The organism is Flavobacterium sp. FG19 (assembly GCF_057809475.1).
Genome location: NZ_JBMDKA010000001.1, coordinates 393,800 through 410,107, shown reverse-complemented (window position 1 = coordinate 410,107; position 16,308 = coordinate 393,800). Strand labels below are relative to the sequence as shown.

Here is a 16,308-nt window from a genome sequence, read left to right as displayed (position 1 = left end):
AGACAAATCCCACCAGGACTAAGATTGCAGTAATAACAAATTTTATCATTTTCGAATTATTTAGCGTCCATAAATACATCAACATTTCTCTGATTTAGTTTTTCAGAGAATATTACACCGTCTTTCATATGAATGGTTTTTTGCGAAAAAGACGCATCATAATCAGAGTGGGTAACCATCAAAATCGTAGCACCTTTTGCGTGCAGGTCAGTTAAAAGTTCCATTACCTCATTACCGTTTTTACTGTCCAGGTTTCCTGTTGGCTCATCAGCCAGGATAATTTTAGGATCGTTGACCAACGCCCTTGCCACAGCAACCCTTTGCTGCTGTCCGCCCGAAAGCTGCTGTGGAAAATGTTTCAGTCGGTGAGAGATATTTAATTTCTCGGCAATGGCTTCTATTTTTTGTTTTCGGTCGGCTGCTTTTACATTGTTGTATAAAAGAGGAAGTTCAATATTGTCATAAACAGAAAGTTCGTCGATAAGGTTAAAGTTCTGAAAAATAAAACCGATGTTTTCCTTACGGACAGCGGCTCTTCCTTTTTCTTTTAGACCAATCATTTCCTGATCTAATAGTTTGTAACTTCCGTCACTCGCACTGTCCAGAAGACCAATTATATTCAGTAAAGTCGATTTCCCGCAGCCCGAAGGCCCCATGATTGTAAGGAAATCTCCTTTTTTGATTTCTAGGTTAATACCACTTAAAGCAGCTGTTTCAACTTCTTCTGTTCTAAATACTTTGGTTAGGTTTTGTATCGTTATCATATTTTTAAAGATTAGTTATTAATTGCGTTTTTTGATTGATGATTGATGTTTTTATTTTTTTTGTAAACTGAGACTGAAAACTGAGACTGAAAACTGAGACTGAGCACTGAAACTAATCACTGTGCCTGTATCGAAAGTTCTTCAATGTCTTTATAATCAGAATAGGATGAGGTTATTACTGACTCGCCTTCCTTTAGTCCGTCGAGAACTTCAAAATAAGAAGGGTTTTCTCTTCCCAGTTTTATATTTCTTCTTTCTGCTTTATTTCCTTTTACTACAAAGATCCATTTTCCGGCTGTTTCCTGGCTGAAGATTCCTTTTGAGATTACCAGTATTTTATTCTTTTCAGATAAAATAAGTTTCACTCCAAAACTCAAACCATCCTGTAAAGCAATGTTTTCTTTAGAAGCAAAAGCCAGTTCTACCGTAAAATGACCACTTTTAACTTCCGGAATTACTTTGGTTACGATAACTTCAAGATTTTTTCCTTTAAATTCTACCTGACCTTTTAAACCTTCACGAAGTTTTTCAAGATAAAACTCGTCTACTTCGGCTGTTAGTTTATAACCTTGTTTAGAGTCGATTTTTCCGATGCTCTCTCCGGCCTGAAATGTTTTTCCCAATACAGGTTCAAAAGAAGTCAGTCGGCCGGATTCCGGGGCTGTGATCAAAAAGTTCTTTTTGTTGTTTCTTAAAATATCAAGGCTTTTTTCCATAGTCTGGATCGAACGGTTGATCTGGGCGATCTGTACCTGATTGGACTGTTTTTCTTTTTGAATGCTCTGCTGAATGGTTTTTTTACGTTCTTCCTGAAAACGAAGGCTTTCTTTAAAAGTATTCCAGTCGTTTTTTGAGATTACATCTTTCGCAAACAATTTGGCATTAACGTCGTATAGTCTTTTGGCGTCATTGTAGTCGTGTTCTATTAAAACCAGATCCTTGGTTAGGTTTAATTCCTGATTCCGAATGTTTAGTTTTCCCGTATTCAGGTTGTTGATCTGCTCAATAATAGCGGTTTCCTGAGTTAAGTAACTCAATTCGGTATTTGGGTTGTACAAACGGGCAAGCGGCTGGTCTTTGGTAACGGTGGCGCCGTTTTCGACAAAAATCTCTTTTACAGATCCTCCTTCTGTAACATTTACCAGCATGACGTTTAAAGGTTCAACTTTGGCCTGAAAAACTACAAAATCCTCAAAAAAAGCTTTTTCGACTGTCTGAACAGTCAGCTCTTCGGCTTTTACATTTAAACTTCTTTTTGAATTGAAAGAAAAGAAGAGAATTACGGCCAAAACTAAAAAAACTCCAATTGCTATTGTGAGATATCTAAATTTTCTATTTTTACGAGGAATTACCTTGTCCATTTTTAAATAATTTACTGATAATCAATAGGTAAATACTGTGCCATAAAATTTATTTTTTGTAAAGCACTGATTTTAAAGAAGCTTTAAAAATCATTCCCAAAAAGAGTGTTCGATAATGAACAGTTGACCGTTCGAAACCGAACAAAAAAATACAGCATGAGAAAAAAACAAGCCCAGATATTAGTTGTAGACGATCAGGAAGAAATTCTTTTTTCGGCAAAAATGATTCTCAAAAAACATTTTGAAACGATTTTTACGACCAATAGTCCCAAAAAAATCATTTCTGTTTTGAACGAAAATGACATTAATGTGGTCCTGCTGGATATGAATTACCGAATTGGTTTTGAAGACGGACGGGAGGGTATTCACTGGCTGAAAGAAATTAAAACACTTTCGCCCAACACGATTGTAATTTTAATGACCGCTTTTGGGAAAATTGAAACGGCTGTTGAAGGTATTAAAATAGGGGCTTTTGATTATGTTTTAAAACCGTGGCATAACGAAAAATTACTGGAAACGATCGATAAGGCGGTTACCGAAAGCCGAAAAAACAGTAAAAAAACAGTAACAGAAAAAATAGAGAAACGTTATTTTGTTGGGAATTCCCCGAAAATAAAACAGGCGTATGCCGTAGCCGAAAAAGTAGCCAGAACCGATGCAAACGTTTTGATTTTAGGGGAAAACGGAACCGGAAAATATGTTTTTGCCGAATTTATTCATCAGAATTCAGAACGAAAGGACCAGCCTTTTATACATGTTGATTTAGGTTCGCTGAGTGATAATTTATTTGAAAGTGAACTTTTTGGATATGCCAAAGGAGCTTTTACAGATGCTAAAACCGATACACCGGGAAGATTTGAAAGGGCACAGAACGGGACTATTTTTTTGGATGAAATTGGTAATATCCCGCTTCATCTGCAGTCTAAATTATTGCATGTTTTACAAACCAAAACGGTGACCCGTCTGGGTGAAAGTAAGGCGAGGCCGCTGAATGTAAGAATCATTTCGGCGACTAATAATGATATAAAAGCAGAGGTAAAAAGCAAAACATTCCGTGAGGACTTGTTGTACCGTATTAATACCATGGAAATATACCTGCCGCCGCTGCGGGAACGAAAAGAAGATATTGTTCCGATGGCGAATTTTATATTAGAAAATGTGGCCGAAAAGTACAATCAGGAAGACTGGCACTTTGATAACATTGCGGCGCCTTATTTAGAAAGATATCCATGGAAAGGAAATGTGCGGGAAATGGAAAATAAAATTGAACGCGCTCTGATTCTGGCCGAAAATAAAACCATTTCGGTGACTGATCTGGACATACTGGATTTTGAAGAGATACAGGAAAATGATGAAAATCCGTTATCTGAAATGGAGAAAACGGCTATTGAAAAAGCGCTGTTTAAGCATCACGGGAATATCTCTAAGACTGCCGAAGAATTAGGTCTTTCAAGAGCAGCCTTGTATAGAAGAATTGAAAAATATGATTTAAAGAATTAAGAATTAAGAATTAAGAATTAAGAATTAAGAATTGATTTTTTATCTGCTTCATGGGCTCTTAATGGTTAAAAAATACTAAATGAAGAACTGGAAATTTTATAATGCATTTTTTGTGAGAGTCTTGTTTGTCATGGCACTCTTTTTCTTTTCTTTTTTTCTGATCTTTAAAATGTTTTATTATAATGCTCTTTTGGTTGGATTTTTTGCATTTTTAATGCTGGCCGAAATGTATTTGTATGTCAAAAACCAGCTTCAGTTTTATGACCGGACACTGCTTTCCATCCTGAACAATGATTTTTCGACCCATTTCCCGGAAGAGCATAAAAAAGATAATTTTGAAAGTTTGTATCTGCTTTACGAAACTTTAAAAGTGCAGCAGCAGGAGCAGACTTCAAAAGAACTGATTTATCGTTCGCTTTTAAATACTATTGATACGGCGGCTTTAATACTGGCAAAAGAAAACGAAGACTGGGATGTTTTTTTAATGAATGATTGTTTTTCAGAATTGTTTAAAGTACCTAAAGTAAGTCATTGGAAATATCTTAAAAACTATCTTCCTTCTCTTTGTTCGGAAATTGAAAAAACAGATTTCAGCGAACTAAAATCGGCGGTTTCCATAAAAATAGAAGAACAGGACCTGCAGACTTTTATGCTTCAGACATCCAGAACCCAGACTTACAACAAAGAATATTTTATTATTCTGCTGGATAGTATTCAGCGTGTGATTGAGAAAAAAGAAAAAGAAGCCTGGATTAATCTGATGAAAATTATTTCTCATGAATTAATGAATTCGTTAACACCTATTCGGGCGCTTTCCCAGAACCTGCTTCATATAGTAGATCAGGAAAATCTGGAAGCAGACGATTTTGAGGATATTAAAAGCAGTATTTCGACCATTATAAACCGCAGCGACCATTTGCAGGTTTTTGTTGAGAATTACCGTAAACTGGCCATGCTGCCTACGCCAACCAGGCAGATGACACCTGTTAATGCTCTATTCGAAGACTGTCTCCGAATCATGAATCCGATTTTAAAAGCCGAAAATATCGAACTCATAAACGAGAACCACAGTTCCCGTTCGATACTGATTGATAAAAATCAGATGGAGCAGGTAATTATTAATTTAATTACCAATAGTATACACGCTTTGAAAGAGAAAAAGGAAAAGAAAATGTATGTGTCAAGTTATACCGAAAACAATCGTTTTTTTATTGTCATTTCGGATAACGGAAAAGGAATCGATCCTGAAATTCAGGACAAAGTATTTCTTCCTTTTTTTACTACCAGAAAAGACGGTGCCGGAATTGGATTAACACTTTCTAAAAACATCATCGAAGCCCATGGCGGTTATTTAAGCTATCAGACCGATGAGGGTAAAACCAGTTTTGTAATTTGTTTGATTTAAAATGAACAAGGTAAGCGATATAAGGTCATTAAAAAAGAATGTATTTTAATTGTAATTGGTGAACTTTGAAAAAGTTTGCTCAGTATGATTAAGTCCGTTTGAAAGGAACTTGTATGGCTTGTAAGGAGGAAGTTTAACCTTGTACTTCCGGTTTCCAAAAGTGTTTTTCAAAATCGACAATTTGGTTATCGACTACTTCAATACCTTCACTTTCTAAAAGCTGCTGCATTAAATTGGTTCCGTCAAAATGATGTTTTCCGGTTAAAAGTCCTTTTTGATTGACAACCCTGTGTGCCGGAACATCGTCCATGTTATGGCAGGCATTCATTGCCCAGCCTACCATTCGGGCAGAACGGGCGGTACCCAGTGCTTTTGCAATTGCGCCATAAGAAGTTACTTTTCCGTACGGAATTTGTCTGGCAACCGCATACACTCTTTCGAAAAAATTTTCCTCAGCCATAAATTATTTTGTTATTCCTGAAAGCTTTCAGAATGTAAGGATTAGAAGGATTTTAAAAGTACTGTTTATTTGGCAGAATTTTATCCGAAATAATAATTTAAAATATTAAAAAGGGTAGCTATAGCGACTAAACCGGTAATACTGCCTATAATCATGTTCATGTTTCGCATCAGGTAATCGGTTTTCTTTTCAATCTTGCCAAAGAAAGCAATATAGCTGTACAAAATGGCAAAAGAGCCCAATATGGATCCTAAAACAAAAGTGAAAATAATAGTGTTTTCAAATACAAAAAGATGGTAAGATGCGAGTGTTACGCTTACCACGACATAATACGGAATAGGGAAAAAGTTTAAACCCGAAAGCAGCATGCCCAGAAAAAAACGGCTTTTACCGCTGCTTTTTTTAATTTTTGATTTTTTCTTGGTTTTAGGTTCCTTGGCGATAAATAAAAAGTAAACCGTAAGGATTGAGAAAATCACAAAGCCTACTTCGCGTAAAAGCGTTACCACATCAGGGCGGTTGTCAATGACACGGGCAAACAAAACCGCAACATAAACCTGAAAAAAGATCACCAAAACGGCACCAATTACAAACCAGAGAGCATTCTTTTTCCCTTCTTTCAGGTTTATTTTGGCTGCTGTCATGTTGATTAATCCCGGTGGAATAATCCCAATTGCTGCGGCTATAAAACCTGAAATAAATGGAGTGAATAATGCCATTACGTTATTGAATCGGTTACAAGATAGATACTATTTTCAAAATTAAATTAGTCTTTAATTTTGAAACGAATATACGTAATTGCCTTGTTAATTTCTAAATATTGTTTTTCATAAAATGTCTGGATAGAAGTTACCACTTCAGGACTTCCTTCATTTTTATAAACATTATGATTGGCATATAATACTTCGTGACCCTCTCCGTGAAGTAATCCAAGAGTATAACCGTGCATAAACTCACTGTCGGTTTTGAGGTTTACAACACCATCTTTTTTAAGGATTTTTTTATACAGTTTCAAAAACTCAGAGTTGGTCATTCTGTGTTTGGTTCTTTTGTATTTGATCTGCGGATCCGGAAAAGTAATCCAGATTTCGTCTACTTCGCCTTCGGCAAAAATATGGTTAATAAGTTCGATCTGGGTACGAACGAAAGCAACATTATGAAGTCCGTTTTCAACAGCGGTTTTGGCACCACGCCAGAAACGGGCACCTTTAATGTCAATTCCGATAAAATTTTTGTCGGGATATCTTTCTGCCAGTCCAACTGAATATTCACCTTTCCCGCATCCTAATTCTAAAATCAGAGGATTGTCATTTTTAAAGAAATCGGAGTTCCATTTTCCTTTTAAAGGCATTAAATCGCCTACCACTTCTTCTCTGGTTGGCTGGAAAACGTTTTGAAACGTTTCATTTTCTCTGAATCTCTTAAGTTTGTTTTTACTTCCCACTTTTCAAAAATTTTCGGCAAAATTAAGGAATATAAACGAATGAAAATAGCGGAATTAGCTTTAAAAGTTTTCCGCCGCGAATTCACAAATTTTATTTTTAGAATAATTTGTGAATTCGCGGCGGAAAGAAATATTTTTTTTAACCGTAATGTGGTTCTGTAATAGCTTTTAATTTTGGATCAAGCGTTTCATCGTGCTGTGATAAATCCAGTCCCATGTGTTCTGATTCTTCTGAAACTCGTAACGGAATAATAAAGTTGGTTACTTTGAATAAGAAATAAGCTCCAAAGAAAGTGAATACAGAAACGAGAACCAATGCCATCATATGGTGGCCAAAAATATTCCATCCGCCATGTAACAGACTCGCATTTTCGCCATGGGCAAAAATAGCGGTTAAGATCATTCCCATGATTCCGCCTACACCATGACAGGCAAAAACATCTAATGTGTCATCAAACTTTTTAGAAAAACGACAGTTTACGGCCGAGTTTGAAACCAGTGCAGTTACAAAACCAAAAAACATACTTTCCGGTACTGAAACAAATCCTGCGGCTGGCGTAATAGCTACTAATCCCACAACGGCTCCGATACAGGCTCCTAATGCCGAAACTTTTCTTCCGTTCATTCTGTCAAAGAAAATCCATGTTAACATAGCAGCTGCAGATGAGGTTGTTGTCGTGGCAAAAGCCATTGCTGCTGTTCCGTTGGCAGCCAGTGCAGATCCGGCGTTGAAACCAAACCATCCAAACCATAACATTCCGGTTCCTAATAACACAAACGGAATATTGGTTGGAATGTGCTGGCTGTTTTTCCTTTTTCCTAAAACTAAAACCCCGGCTAAAGCGGCAAAACCGGAACTCATGTGTACAACCGTTCCTCCGGCAAAATCCTTAACACCAAAATAGCTTCCTAAAACACCTGTTGGATACCATACAGCGTGACACAAAGGCGCATATATAAAAATCGTAAATAAGCTGATAAACACTAAGTAAGAGATAAAACGAACACGTTCTGCAAAAGAACCGGTAATAATAGCCGGGCAGATAATAGCAAATTTCATCTGAAACAAAGCAAAAAGCATAAACGGAATAGTGGTAGCGAGCTGTTTATGAGGCAGAACACCTACATAATCCATAAAGGCAAAAGTAGCGGGATTTCCAAAAAAGCTGTAAAAATGGTCTCCGGATCCAAAACCAACAGGTTCGCCAAAAGCAAGACTAAAAGCGACTACTACCCATAAAAGAGTTACAACTCCCAGACAGATAAAACTCTGCAGCATGGTTGAGATTACATTTTTACGGCCTACCATTCCTCCGTAAAAAAAAGATAATCCCGGAGTCATAATCAATACTAAACAACTTGAAGTAAGCATCCAGGCAACATCGGCTGGTACAATATGGTCTGTAGTCCCAAATTCTGATAAAACATATTTATTTTCTGTAACTGTTGGCCAAAATGCACCTATCGTACAAACAACACTTATCATAAGGAAGGAGATAATCCAGCGTTTTTCTATTTTCATTTTTAAAATACTTAATTGAACCCTATTTTTTTTGGGGTCAAAGTTATAAAAAATTAAATATTTTGATTTTAAGGGCTGTTAAAATAGTGGGTGTATTTTTATTTTGAACAATTTTGTAAAATACACCCTATTTTTTTAAGACTATTTTATTTTGATCCCCTAATTTACGCCTAATTTTATTAATTACATTAAAATTAAATTGATATTTTAACGTATTAGGTGCTGGAAAAGTTATGTTTATAAGAATAAAGCTGAAAAATGTTTATTTTTTTTGAAGCTTCGCAATCAAAGCGTCTTCAATAGGAGCTTTTAATTTGGTTACCGCCTCTACTTCGTCATTAGGAATGGTCATTGACAGAACGTAATGCTGGATTTTCCATTCTTTTCCTATTTTGATTAAAACTCCTGATCCACGGCAGATTTTCATTTGAGTATCTAATAACTCATCAAACCAGGCCAGTTTTCCGGATTTATCAAAAAAGATGTGGCGTTCAAGCGCTTTAAAATTCCAGGTAGTGCCTTTGTCAAAAAAGGGTTTTGCCCAAATTGCAAATTCTTTTTTGGTCCAGTTTTCGGCAGCATCTGTTCCAATATAAACGGCATCTTCGGCCAGAACATTAAAATAGGCATCAAATTTAACTTCGCCGGCTGCTTTATGCCAGGCATCAAGGGTTTGGTTGATTTTGTCTTTGTCGGTTTGAGCATTGGCAAAAGAAACCACAAATAAAAAAAGTAAAAGTGTTTTTTTCATGAGATATTGTATTTGAGTTTAAAGGTATTAATTTTTTTTAAGCACAGGATTATTCGGGAAGAAGCAGAAAGGAATCTGGCGGTTGCCAGGATTGCTCTTTACAGAAAGGAAAAGCAAACCAAAGTTAAACTTAAATTATCTTACATTTTGTATAGGGTTAAGTTTGAAAAAACAAGTATATTTGAGAGTTTTTAAAATACCACACGTATGAACCCTAAAATCTTTATAAGCTCACTTGCTGTAACATCCCTGCTTTTTGTTTCCTGCAAAAAGGAACTGGAACCGCAGGAAAGCACACCTGCTTCTGAATTGGTCAAATTAGGTTTGATGAAAGACACTGCCAAAACCAATTCGGTAGTACAGCAGCCTCAGGCTTCTCCTTCAAATCCTAATACTGTTTTAAGCGACAACAAAGGTTTGAATCCCGCACACGGACAGCCGGGACACCGTTGTGATATTGCTGTGGGAGCCCCTTTGAACTCGGTACCAACCCAACAGGTACAGGCTTCTCAGCCGCAAACGGTTCAGGTAAATTCCGGACAGAAAAATGTAGTAACCACAACCACAGCATCACCCGTGAAAGTGGCAAAGGGAATGAATCCGCCTCATGGACAGCCAGGCCACAGATGTGATATTCCGGTTGGAGCGCCTTTAAACTCGCCAGCGGCTAAAACTACTGCAGCAGCTTCAACAACAGCACAAAGCGGAACCGCAACACAAAATTTTACGGTTACGCCTCCGCCTGCCGCCAATCCGGTTCCGGCTTTACTGAGTACCGAAACCAATAAAACAGTTGCCGAAGGAATGAACCCTCCGCACGGACAGCCGGGGCACCGCTGTGATATTGCTGTAGGGGCTCCGCTTCCAAAATCGTAAAGAAATACAGAGAGAAAATAATAAAACCATATAGGTTACATTAAGTAATTTAAGCTTTGCTTTTGGGCTTTCTTAAATAAAGACTTATGTAACGTATATGGTTTTAAAATATAGAAGGATTAAGTTCTGTTTTTTTAGCTTTGCTATTATGAACTTATATATCTTTTATGGTTTAAAAATTAATAGGCTTTTAGTTTCTCAAAAGCGGTAGTAAGTGATTTTTTTGCTTTACTCAAAGCACCGTTAAAAGCTTTTTCAAGAGTTTCAGCATGTTCGGTTACGGTAATAGGCTGTAATTTTACCGGACGGATTTCAAGAACGCATTTTTTATCATTCAGGCTGAATTTTTCGCCATTTTCATCTCCAAAATGTACTTCGATACGAGTAATTTTGTCTTCAAAACGGGCTAAACCTTTTTCTAATTCTTCAGAAAAATAGTGTTCTAATCTTTGATGTCCTTCGATGTGTTTGTCGGTGTTGATCTGAATTTTCATAACGGTTTATATTTAATGATTGTTTCTCAAATCTATCCATTTTGGAAGTAAAAGCCAAAGTCATTAATAAAAAATTATGATAATTTTCTTAGTTTTTTGAATACGCTGTTTTGACCAGGTCCGGAAAAGTGAAATCCGAAAAAATCAGTTTTTATAGTGCACCGGACAGGTTTCTAATTCTTCTGCTGATTTATGTTTTTTATAATACGTGTACACAATAACCGAAAGAATACAAATAACGCCCTGAAGCGCAACAGTAGTTCTAACGCCAAGGGAATGAGAAACATAACCAATAATTAAACTTCCCACAGGAATCATTCCCTGATACGCCATCATAAAATAACTGATACTTCTGGAGCGCATACTCACAATACTGTGGGTCTGAATATAAATATTGATCGATGAGGTTTGTCCCATCATGCCGATGCCGCTTAAAGTCATACAGATCAGAGCGATTGTTATACTACTGGATACGGCCAGAATGATAATACTGAATCCGAGTAGTAAACTGGCCGCGATCATCAGTTTTCCCATATTTTCAGCCGATTTTAAATTGGCCAGATAAACGGCAGATAAAACAGAACCAATTCCGGCGGCACTTTCAAACCAGCTGAACGTTTCGGCATTACCGCTAAAAATATCTTTGGCAAACACGGGCATCAAAGTATTAAAAGAAATCACGAACAAACTGCTGCAGGTAAGCATTAAGAGCATTCTGGCCATTTCGGTTTCTTTTTTTACATAATCCAGCCCTTCCAGAAGATCTTCGAGCATATTGAGTTTGTTTTCGGCTTTAATATGGGGTGTAATTTTCATCAGCATCAATGAAATTAAAACCGGAACATAACTCACAAAATTCCCTATAAAACAAATATCTTCTCCGTATTGGTGCAGAATAATCCCGGCAAGGGCAGGACCTGCAATTCGGGCAAAATTGTTCATGGTAGAGTTCAGTGCTACGGCATTTGGAAGATCTTCTTTATTGTCGACAATGTCAATCATCATGGTCTGGCGGCAGGTCATATCAAAAGCATTGATGATTCCCTGAATTAAACTTAATGCTAAAATGAAGTTGATATTGTATATTTTGAGATAAATCAGCAAAGCTAATGTTCCTGCCTGAAGCATTGCCAAAGACTGTAAAAGAAGTATAGCACGGTGTCTGTCGTAACGGCCAATAATACTTCCGGCCAAAGGTGCCAGAAACAAAGATGGAATCATGCTTAAAAAGGTTGCCAGTCCTAATAAGAAAACAGAACCGGTGATGCTGTAAACCATCCAGCTTACAGCGGTTTTCTGCATCCAGGTACCAATAACAGAAACGGATTGTCCGTAAAAGAACAACTTGAAATTTTTAGATTTTAAGGCTTTAAACATGATCTTAAATTATTTGATACAAAGGTCGGGATTATGATTTCATTAGAAAAATTAATAATTTTACTGATAACAAGTAGTAAAACTTATTAATATGGAAATCTATCAACTGGAATATTTTATTAAAACAGCTGAGGTTTTGCACTTTACCAAAGCAGCGGAACTTTGTTTTGTGACGCAGTCGGGACTTTCGCAGCAGATAAAAAAACTGGAAGAAGAACTCGGCATGCCCTTGTTTAAGCGAATCGGGAAAAAAGTACAGCTTACAGAGGCAGGTTCTGTTTTTTTAATTCATGCCAAAAAAGTGGTAGAAAATGTAGCAAACGGCAAACAGGCAATCGAAGATTTAAACGAAATGATTGGCGGTGAACTGCGAATAGGTGTAACCTACATTTTTGGACTGCTGGTGCTGCCGGTTGTGAATGCTTTTGCTAAACAATATCAGAATTTAAGAATTATAGTAGATTATGGTACAACAGAATCTTTGGAACAAAAACTGATTAACAATGAACTAGATTTGGTATTAGTTATTTCGTCGCATGAAATTGGTCCTCCAATTCAAAAAGTGCCTTTGTTTACTTCAAACATGGTAATGGCGGTCGCTAAAACACATCCTTTGGCTTCTTTAGAAAAAATACCTTTTAAGAAAATAGAAGAAGTGCCGTTGATTCTTCCGGGAAAAGGATCAAATTCGAGAGAATATGTCGAAATATTGTTTGTAAAACATCATATGAAACCGAAGATTTCTATAGAGTTAAATTCGATTAATGCCTTACTGCAAATGGTAGAAAACAGTGACTGGGCAACCATTGTGGCCGAAAAGGCTTTAAAAGGCTGGGAACATAGTCTTAAAGCCATTCAAATTACAGGTGTAGTAACCAAAAGAGACTCATTTATGCTTACCATTGGGAGTTATCAAAAGAAAGCAGTTCAGTTATTTATGGAAGAATTTAGCAAAAGCATTAACGAATCTTAAAAATTACTTTGTGGACTCGTTTTTTTTTGTGTTCTTTGCAAACCGAAAATAGAAAGGTGTCCGAGTGGTTTAAGGAGCTAGCCTGGAAAGCTAGTATATGGGTAACTGTATCGAGGGTTCGAATCCCTTCCTTTCTGCAAGTTTTAATTTAAAATAATATCAAACCTCGAAATGTATATTTCGAGGTTTTTTTTTATTAACTTTCTCTAATTACCAACTTTTTGTTTGTTGTGATAATCTTAATGTAAAAAACTTCTTTTTAAGATGGCAAAACAAGAATTTATTTTTTACAATACTGTTGACGGAAAATCCCATGTAACTCTTTTGGCTAGAGGTGGAGATGTTTGGATGAGTTTAAAGTTAAATCGCTGAACTTTTTGATACCTCTAAGCAAAACATAAGTCTGCATATTATTCTTTGGCTATGATTTTAGCGATTGGTTTATATTTTAATTACCTATTTTTCCAAAACAATTAAATATAATACCTTTTTTTCCGTAGTTGTACTTGTTTTTCCACTATATTTGAGTTAATTATTTTTTTTAAAATTGTATGAATAATAGTAGTTTTTCACTCTTAGTTAATGTATTTAACGGACTTAAAGCTCCTGAAGAAGGCAAATTAGCTGGCTATTCAGCAATTATAGAAGGACTTAAATTAGATATGCCTATATCTATTAAAATAGCAATTATTAGTTCTAAAAGAAGGGCTTATGAAACAAATGATTGGAGAGTATTTTCTTCCAGAAACAGTTTTGAGGATACTTTGTATAAGCATATTGTTTTTGCGTTAAAGTATGAAGGCATAAATCTATTATTCTTTAAAAAATTATTTGAGAAAATTTCCAAAGAAGAAATAACAGCTTTAGTTCTTTTAGAACCAACGGGACAATACAGCAGAAAAATATGGTTTTTATATGAATGGTTAATGCAGGAAAAACTAGACATTCCAGATTTGACAATCAAAAATTTTATTCCGTTGTTAAATGAAGATGTCCAGTTTGGGTTATCAACTTTTGTTAATTCCAGCCGCCATCGAATTAAAAATAATTTACCAGGAACCGTAGATTTTTGTCCGCTGATTTTTAAAACAGACAAACTAAAAAAATATATTGCAGAAAACCTTTCTCAAAAAAAAGATACTTATTTAAAAGCTTTTCATAAAGATGTTTTACAAAGAGCATCGGCCTTTTTACTGCTAAAAGATTCAAAAGCTTCATTTTCCATCGAAGGAGAAAATCCTACAGTAAATCGGGCTGTTCGCTGGGGAAAAGCAATTGGTCAGGCAGGTTCAAAATCTTTAGATAAGGAAGAACTTTTAAGATTACAGCAAATTGTAATTGAAAACAGCCGTTTTATAGAAATGGGTTTTAGGAAAGAAGGTGGTTTTGTAGGTGAACATGATCGTACAACGGGCGAACCAATACCAGAACATATTTCGGCGAAAAAAGAAGATATTGAAAAATTGATCAATGGCTTGATTGAGACTTACAAAAAACTTAAAGATTCTGATTTTGACCCTGTTCTGTCTGCCTCATTAATTGCCTTTGGTTTTGTATTTATTCATCCATATGTAGATGGGAACGGAAGAATTCATCGATATATAATTCATCATATTTTATCTAAAATGAAATTTACAAATCAGGGGATTATTTTTCCTGTATCTGCTTCTATCTTAAATCATATTGATGATTATAGAAATGTATTAGAATCGTATTCGCATCCGTTACTTGATTTTATCGAATGGGAAAAAACAAAATCGAACAATGTAGAAGTCTTAAATGAAACAATCGATTTTTATCGCTATTTTGATGCTACAAAACAAGCTGAGTTTTTGTATGATTGTGTAAACGATACCATTGAAAATGTTATTCCGCAAGAAGTGACTTATCTTCAAAAATATGATGAAATGAAACGTTATCTGGATGATGAATTTCAAATGCCGGACAAAACTGTGGCGTTATTGATTCGTTTTTTAGAACAAAATAATGGGAAATTTTCAAAAAGAGCTATTGAAAAAGAGTTTTCTGTACTGACAGAAGAAGAAATAAAAGAGATCGAACGTAATTATGAATTACGAATGCAACAGGCTTTCTGTTAGAAACAAAAAAAGCTGTCTCAAAAAGGCAGCTCATTTTTTGTAAGCTTCGGAGAAGCACCATATTTATAGAAAACGGTAAATGTTTCCAATAAAGCTCCAGAGGAGTGACATATAGTTTAAATTGCAAAAAATATGTCGCTCCTCTGGAGCTTTTTATCATTTTCGTATTGAAATTCTATAAAGATTGTACCCACTCTGGGGTTTGTCATAGTATCTTTATTTTATGCAAGGAGGCTATCCTTTGACAGCCTCTTTCCTAGATAATTATATTTTAAAAAAGTTTTTTACTTCCCTTTCAGTAATTTCTCCAAATATTCATTTTTATCCTTCTCGGCCTGAACTAATCGTTCATAAAGCTCCACAACTTTGTCTAAAGGATTGAAAGTGCATTCATTGTAATGTTTATTAAAAGCAGCATTATCGTAAATATTATTAAAGTAATTGATTACGGCTTCTTCCGAAAAGTTTTTAATGGCTTCAACAGTCATTCCAAGAACTTTTGCCACTTCTTTGAGTTTTTCTTCGTCTATGGTTTCGCTGTTTTCCATAGCCGAAATGGTCTGCTGATTGGTTCCTAAAGCCTGTGCCAATGCTTCTTGCTTCATGTCTCTAAGTTCACGAATACGGCTTATTTTTCGCCCTATATGATATGGTCTGGATGTTGTGCTCATACATCAAAGGTATTTAAAAATTTTAGAGAAAAATAAATTTTGGTAAAAAACAAGCTGTTTTTTGTAAGATACGGTTTATAATTATTCTCGAAGAGTCAAATTTACAAAAACAAGACTTCTGTTCCTTCAAAAAAGAAAAAATCATAAACATATAGTTCTGAAAAGTTATATTCAAAATACGGTTTCCCTCAATATTTTGTTCCGGAAATATTATATATTTGGCACTTGTCAATTTTAATAATGTAATGGATTTACCTCCTTATTCGCCAGGATTGCATAAACTGGTTACTTTACAGGTCAGCGAAATTTCGAAGCTTACCAATAGCAGTGGTTTTGTTGCCGTTACAAATTCCATTTTAGAAAAATACGAACTTGAAAAAGTAGGGGCCGTGGTGCACGATTTTGACAATGACAGTTTTACCATTTCGTACTGCCTAAAAGAATCACATATTTGTATACACACCTGGCCTGAATACCATCAGCTTACACTCGATGTATATTTATGTAATTACCTTCAGGATAATTCGCAAAAAGTACGTGGAGTTATGGCCGATTACGTTGCCTATTTTGAAGCAGAAATAATTAAAGATTTTGAAATTAACCGATAGAGC

At 35.7% G+C, this 16,308-nt stretch carries 16 protein-coding genes and 1 tRNA gene; 7 read left to right on the top strand and 10 right to left on the bottom strand.

Features of this window, described 5'->3' with window-relative positions:
• Positions 1-56: 56 nt before the first annotated feature.
• Together ACODST_RS01810 and ACODST_RS01805 are read right to left on the bottom strand one after the other, a co-directional pair.
• Positions 57-764, bottom strand: coding sequence for an ABC transporter ATP-binding protein (locus tag ACODST_RS01810; RefSeq protein WP_488930403.1), 708 nt, complete (start codon positions 762-764; stop codon positions 57-59).
• Between the two features lie 116 nt (positions 765-880).
• Positions 881-2,125, bottom strand: coding sequence for an efflux RND transporter periplasmic adaptor subunit (locus tag ACODST_RS01805; protein ID WP_488930402.1), 1,245 nt, complete (start codon positions 2,123-2,125; stop codon positions 881-883).
• 156 nt (positions 2,126-2,281) lie between these two features.
• Between ACODST_RS01805 and ACODST_RS01800 the strand changes: the two genes are divergently transcribed.
• Together ACODST_RS01800 and ACODST_RS01795 are read left to right on the top strand one after the other, a co-directional pair.
• Positions 2,282-3,625: a sigma-54-dependent transcriptional regulator gene (locus ACODST_RS01800; protein WP_488930401.1), complete on the top strand. Its 1,344-nt coding sequence runs from the start codon at positions 2,282-2,284 to the stop codon at positions 3,623-3,625.
• A 79-nt stretch (positions 3,626-3,704) separates the two neighbouring features.
• Positions 3,705-5,030, top strand: coding sequence for a sensor histidine kinase (locus ACODST_RS01795; protein WP_488930400.1), 1,326 nt, complete (start codon positions 3,705-3,707; stop codon positions 5,028-5,030).
• A 133-nt stretch (positions 5,031-5,163) separates the two neighbouring features.
• Here the strand turns inward: ACODST_RS01795 and ACODST_RS01790 are convergent, their stop codons facing one another.
• The 5 genes from ACODST_RS01790 to ACODST_RS01770 form a co-directional block, all read right to left on the bottom strand.
• The gene (locus ACODST_RS01790) at positions 5,164-5,490 is read right to left on the bottom strand and encodes an MGMT family protein (protein ID WP_488930399.1); all 327 of its coding nucleotides are present in this window, start codon (positions 5,488-5,490) and stop codon (positions 5,164-5,166) included.
• Positions 5,491-5,570: 80 nt separating this feature from the next.
• Positions 5,571-6,209, bottom strand: coding sequence for a LysE family transporter (locus ACODST_RS01785; protein ID WP_488930398.1), 639 nt, complete (start codon positions 6,207-6,209; stop codon positions 5,571-5,573).
• A 47-nt stretch (positions 6,210-6,256) separates the two neighbouring features.
• Complete coding sequence (gene trmB, locus ACODST_RS01780) at positions 6,257-6,934, bottom strand: tRNA (guanosine(46)-N7)-methyltransferase TrmB (RefSeq protein ID WP_488930397.1); 678 nt, start codon at positions 6,932-6,934, stop codon at positions 6,257-6,259.
• A gap of 139 nt (positions 6,935-7,073) precedes the next feature.
• Complete coding sequence (locus tag ACODST_RS01775; protein WP_488930396.1) at positions 7,074-8,456, bottom strand: ammonium transporter; 1,383 nt, start codon at positions 8,454-8,456, stop codon at positions 7,074-7,076.
• A gap of 262 nt (positions 8,457-8,718) precedes the next feature.
• The gene (locus tag ACODST_RS01770) at positions 8,719-9,207 is read right to left on the bottom strand and encodes a nuclear transport factor 2 family protein (RefSeq protein WP_488930395.1); all 489 of its coding nucleotides are present in this window, start codon (positions 9,205-9,207) and stop codon (positions 8,719-8,721) included.
• A gap of 207 nt (positions 9,208-9,414) precedes the next feature.
• Here ACODST_RS01770 and ACODST_RS01765 point away from each other — a divergent pair, with 207 nt between their 5' ends.
• The gene (locus ACODST_RS01765) at positions 9,415-10,083 is read left to right on the top strand and encodes a hypothetical protein (protein WP_488930394.1); all 669 of its coding nucleotides are present in this window, start codon (positions 9,415-9,417) and stop codon (positions 10,081-10,083) included.
• 179 nt (positions 10,084-10,262) lie between these two features.
• Here ACODST_RS01765 and ACODST_RS01760 read toward each other — a convergent pair whose 3' ends face one another.
• Both ACODST_RS01760 and ACODST_RS01755 read right to left on the bottom strand, forming a co-directional pair.
• Positions 10,263-10,577 carry an HPF/RaiA family ribosome-associated protein gene (locus tag ACODST_RS01760; RefSeq protein WP_488930393.1) on the bottom strand — a complete coding sequence of 105 codons (315 nt, stop codon included), beginning with the start codon at positions 10,575-10,577 and terminating at the stop codon, positions 10,263-10,265.
• 144 nt (positions 10,578-10,721) lie between these two features.
• Positions 10,722-11,954, bottom strand: a complete 1,233-nt coding sequence (locus ACODST_RS01755) for an MFS transporter (RefSeq protein ID WP_488930392.1) — start codon at positions 11,952-11,954, stop codon at positions 10,722-10,724.
• Between the two features lie 91 nt (positions 11,955-12,045).
• Between ACODST_RS01755 and ACODST_RS01750 the strand changes: the two genes are divergently transcribed.
• The 3 genes from ACODST_RS01750 to ACODST_RS01740 all read left to right on the top strand — a co-directional run bounded on the left by ACODST_RS01750 (position 12,046) and on the right by ACODST_RS01740 (position 15,026).
• Positions 12,046-12,927 carry a LysR substrate-binding domain-containing protein gene (locus ACODST_RS01750; protein ID WP_488930391.1) on the top strand — a complete coding sequence of 294 codons (882 nt, stop codon included), beginning with the start codon at positions 12,046-12,048 and terminating at the stop codon, positions 12,925-12,927.
• A 50-nt stretch (positions 12,928-12,977) separates the two neighbouring features.
• Positions 12,978-13,064, top strand: a tRNA-Ser gene (locus ACODST_RS01745).
• A 414-nt stretch (positions 13,065-13,478) separates the two neighbouring features.
• Complete coding sequence (locus ACODST_RS01740) at positions 13,479-15,026, top strand: Fic family protein (RefSeq protein ID WP_488930390.1); 1,548 nt, start codon at positions 13,479-13,481, stop codon at positions 15,024-15,026.
• 284 nt (positions 15,027-15,310) lie between these two features.
• Here the strand turns inward: ACODST_RS01740 and ACODST_RS01735 are convergent, their stop codons facing one another.
• Positions 15,311-15,697: a helix-turn-helix transcriptional regulator gene (locus ACODST_RS01735; RefSeq protein WP_488930389.1), complete on the bottom strand. Its 387-nt coding sequence runs from the start codon at positions 15,695-15,697 to the stop codon at positions 15,311-15,313.
• 218 nt (positions 15,698-15,915) lie between these two features.
• Between ACODST_RS01735 and ACODST_RS01730 the strand changes: the two genes are divergently transcribed.
• Complete coding sequence (locus ACODST_RS01730; protein WP_488930388.1) at positions 15,916-16,305, top strand: S-adenosylmethionine decarboxylase family protein; 390 nt, start codon at positions 15,916-15,918, stop codon at positions 16,303-16,305.
• The last annotated feature ends 3 nt before the right edge of the window (positions 16,306-16,308 follow it).